The sequence below is a fragment of the Aurantimonas sp. DM33-3 genome (assembly GCF_014334315.1).
In the GTDB taxonomy this organism is placed as follows: Bacteria; Pseudomonadota; Alphaproteobacteria; order Rhizobiales; family Rhizobiaceae; genus Aurantimonas; species Aurantimonas coralicida.
In genome coordinates this window covers 1-2,803 of the sequence record NZ_JACSGS010000042.1, presented here as the reverse complement: position 1 = coordinate 2,803, position 2,803 = coordinate 1, and the positions used below count along the sequence as shown (strand labels likewise).

General features: G+C 67.9%; 3 protein-coding genes. All 3 read right to left on the bottom strand.

What is annotated here, in order from left to right:
* Positions 1-292: 292 nt before the first annotated feature.
* Positions 293-1,417, bottom strand: a complete 1,125-nt coding sequence (locus H9Q09_RS22255) for a glycosyltransferase (RefSeq protein WP_187392887.1) — start codon at positions 1,415-1,417, stop codon at positions 293-295.
* A 241-nt stretch (positions 1,418-1,658) separates the two neighbouring features.
* On the bottom strand, positions 1,659-2,273 hold the full coding sequence (locus H9Q09_RS22250) for a hypothetical protein (protein ID WP_187392886.1): 615 nt from the start codon (positions 2,271-2,273) through the stop codon (positions 1,659-1,661).
* Between the two features lie 101 nt (positions 2,274-2,374).
* On the bottom strand, positions 2,375-2,671 hold the full coding sequence (locus H9Q09_RS22245; RefSeq protein WP_187392885.1) for an HNH endonuclease: 297 nt from the start codon (positions 2,669-2,671) through the stop codon (positions 2,375-2,377).
* Positions 2,672-2,803 lie beyond the last annotated feature (132 nt).

Below are 2,803 nucleotides of genomic sequence, written 5' to 3'. Positions count from 1 at the left end.
GCCGACAGGTCCTCGTTGATTCTTACGGCCATCGCTCTTTCCCTCCCTTCGCCAGACAGGGAATCACGAACGCCCAGGACAGGAAAATCACAGCTGAGTCAGATCAAGCGCAGGCGGGTATTACTGGCTCGGCCAGTTCGCCGAACGGGGCCTGATCGACTGGGACCCGGCCGGCGACGAGATCGTCGCGCGGCGCCGGCCGACACCCGAAGAGATGGCGGCCGCCCGCCAGCCGGACAGCGTCCGCTTCAGCTAGGGCACGAAGCGGACGCCGGACGGGGCTTGCGGCGTCCTATCCGGTGGCTGCCAGCGGCTGCTGGCCCTCGCCCCACAATTCGTTCGTGAGGCTTTCCAGCCAGTTCGCCGCCCTCTGCGCGGCATCCTTGCGGTAGAGCGGGGCGATCCGCGCCGGATCGAGCCGCCGCGCCTCCTCCATCAGGCCCTGCCAGCCGGCGAGATCGCCGGGCCAGCGCTGTGCGTGGACGGCGGCGCCCACCGCCGCCATCGCCTGGGCCTTTCGGGTCTGCTCGTTGAAATAGCGCCATTCCGGGGCGATCACGAGCGGCCGGCCGACCCGGGCGATTTCGGTGACCGTGTTGTCGCCGGCGGACGCCACGACGATATCGGCCGCCGCCAGGTAGTCGGTGACGTTCGACACCCAGCCGAGTTCGCGCAGATTGGAAAAGTCGGTCTCGTGGCCCTCCTTGAGCGTCGGCCCGAGCACCAGCCAGTCGGCCTCCGGCAGGGCGCGCGCGCCGACGGTGAGCGGCGCGTAGGGCGTGCCGGCGCCGCCGCCGCCGGTCAGGACGACGATGGTTTCGCGCGTCGGATCGAGGCCCAGCTTGCGCCGCGCCGCCTCGCGCGTCGGCACCGGATCGCGGGTCGTGCAGAGCCCGCCCGAATAGAAGGTCTTGGCGCGCAGATGGGCCGGATAGTCGTCCTGTTCGAGGCTCTCGTCGAAGGGTGCCAGCATGCCGACGCTGGATTCGTAGCTGGCGATGTGGCCGGTATCCGACCGGTCGCCATGCATGCGGATCTGCACCGCCGGGACCGAGGCGATCCGCGACAGGAGCGCGATCTCTGACGAGACGTCCACGACGAACAGCCCGACGTCACGCGCATCGAGATGGTCGATGATGGCCCGCATCGTGCCGCGCATTTCCTTCAGACCCAGCGGCACGCAATGCAGCGCCGGCGGTGTCGGCTCGGCATAGAGCCGCTCCGTCGGCACGCCGGCGCCGATCATGTTCGGCAGGGTGATCAGCTCGATGTCGCGCGAAAAGCCCTCGAACAGATGCGGCCCCGCCGTCAGCACCGACACCGGCCGCGTGCGCGAAAACGCCTCGACCAGCGCCATCGTCCGGTTGGCATGCCCCCGCCCCTGGTGATGCACGAAAAAGGCGATCGGTCTGGTCATGCTTGGCCCTCCCGCGCGATGAGGGACCGCGGGCCGGTGCCGCTCGCGAAATGGATGTCGAACGCTGCCATGTCTTGCTTTCGATCGATGGGAAACAGGACATGGCAGGTAGCGCGACGGCCGGGCACGGCTGCCGATTCATGGTCGCGGCAAACGAAAATTCCGCATCGCGGGAGCGGCCAGCACGCGAATATGCCGCCGCAACGGCAGGACGCTTCGTGAAAGCGACGATGCGTCGCGGTCAGGTGAGCGGATGCAGCCGCGCCCGGCCCTCGTCCTGCATCGTCTCGAAGAACGCGCGTTCGCGGTCCCAGCGATGTCCGTCCCAGCCGTCGAAGCCGAAGCCGTAGACGTCGATCGGGCCGCCGAACGTCTCGAGCGCCCAGAGAAGCGCGATGAGACCGGTAGACGGCGCGCTCATGTCGCGCTGCGGCCGCGCATAGCCGATGACGGCGCATGCCCGCAGGAAAATGTCGACGCCGACCCGGGTCACGGGCCGGCCGTCGGCACGCAGCATCGCTTCAGCCTCCGGCGCCCAGTTGCGCGCATCGGGTGCTTTGCGTTCGGCCTCGTTGAGGGGCGGCGCGATCAGATCGTCCTTCGCCGGATGGATCGGCAGCAGGATTTCGCCGGCCTGCACCACCGCCGGTCGCGTCACAAACGCCGGATCGTCCAGCCATTCCCGCATCTGCCCGCCGCAATTGATCAGGAAGAGATGGGTCGTGCGACTGCCATTGACCCCGCCGAGGCCGAAGCAATTGTTGATGCGGATGACGCTGTCGCTGGCGTCGATCGCGGCGGAGCGGTCCCGCTCGTGCGGGGCGTTTCCGACAAGGCTGATGCTGGGCTGGGTCATGGCAGGCCGGGTTGTCCGATTGCAGGCGATGGCGCGTGGCAACAGCGATGCAGCGCGCGCAAGGTTCCAAGGTACGTGCGCGATCGCCGCTGTCGCCGTCGTCAGTTCTTCTTGCGGGTCGGCGCGTGGAAATCCGGCGGCTTGCCGGCGATCCAGCCGAGGAACCGCGCGATGGCGGGATGCTGCGACAGCGAAATCCCGTCCGCCGTCATCCGGTCGAGCTCGGCATTGGTGAAGCTGGCGTGGATGGTGCGATGGCAGATCGGATGGACCGGAACGACCTGTCGTCCGCCGCGGCTTTTGGGCTGCGGATGATGCCATTCGATGCGGCGGCCCAGCGGCCGGCCGCACAGCCAGCACTCCTCCGCCTCGTCACGCCTGCCCTTCTGCCCCGCCATGCGCGCTATCTAGGTGTTTGATCCCGGGTTTTGATGGTGCAGTCTTTTCGCAGGGATGGAAGGATGCGCTATGGTCCAAGTTCTTCATGGATGCGCCACGACGACAGAGGCGGTCCGTCGAGCGATACAGCA

Excerpts from the sequence above, each read along its gene's own strand:
- H9Q09_RS22245 (WP_187392885.1), bottom strand. The coding sequence starts at position 2,671 with ATGGCGGGGCAGAAGGGCAGGCGTGACGAGGCGGAGGAGTGCTGGCTG.
- H9Q09_RS22250 (WP_187392886.1), bottom strand. The coding sequence starts at position 2,273 with ATGACCCAGCCCAGCATCAGCCTTGTCGGAAACGCCCCGCACGAGCGG.
- H9Q09_RS22255 (WP_187392887.1), bottom strand. The coding sequence starts at position 1,417 with ATGACCAGACCGATCGCCTTTTTCGTGCATCACCAGGGGCGGGGGCAT.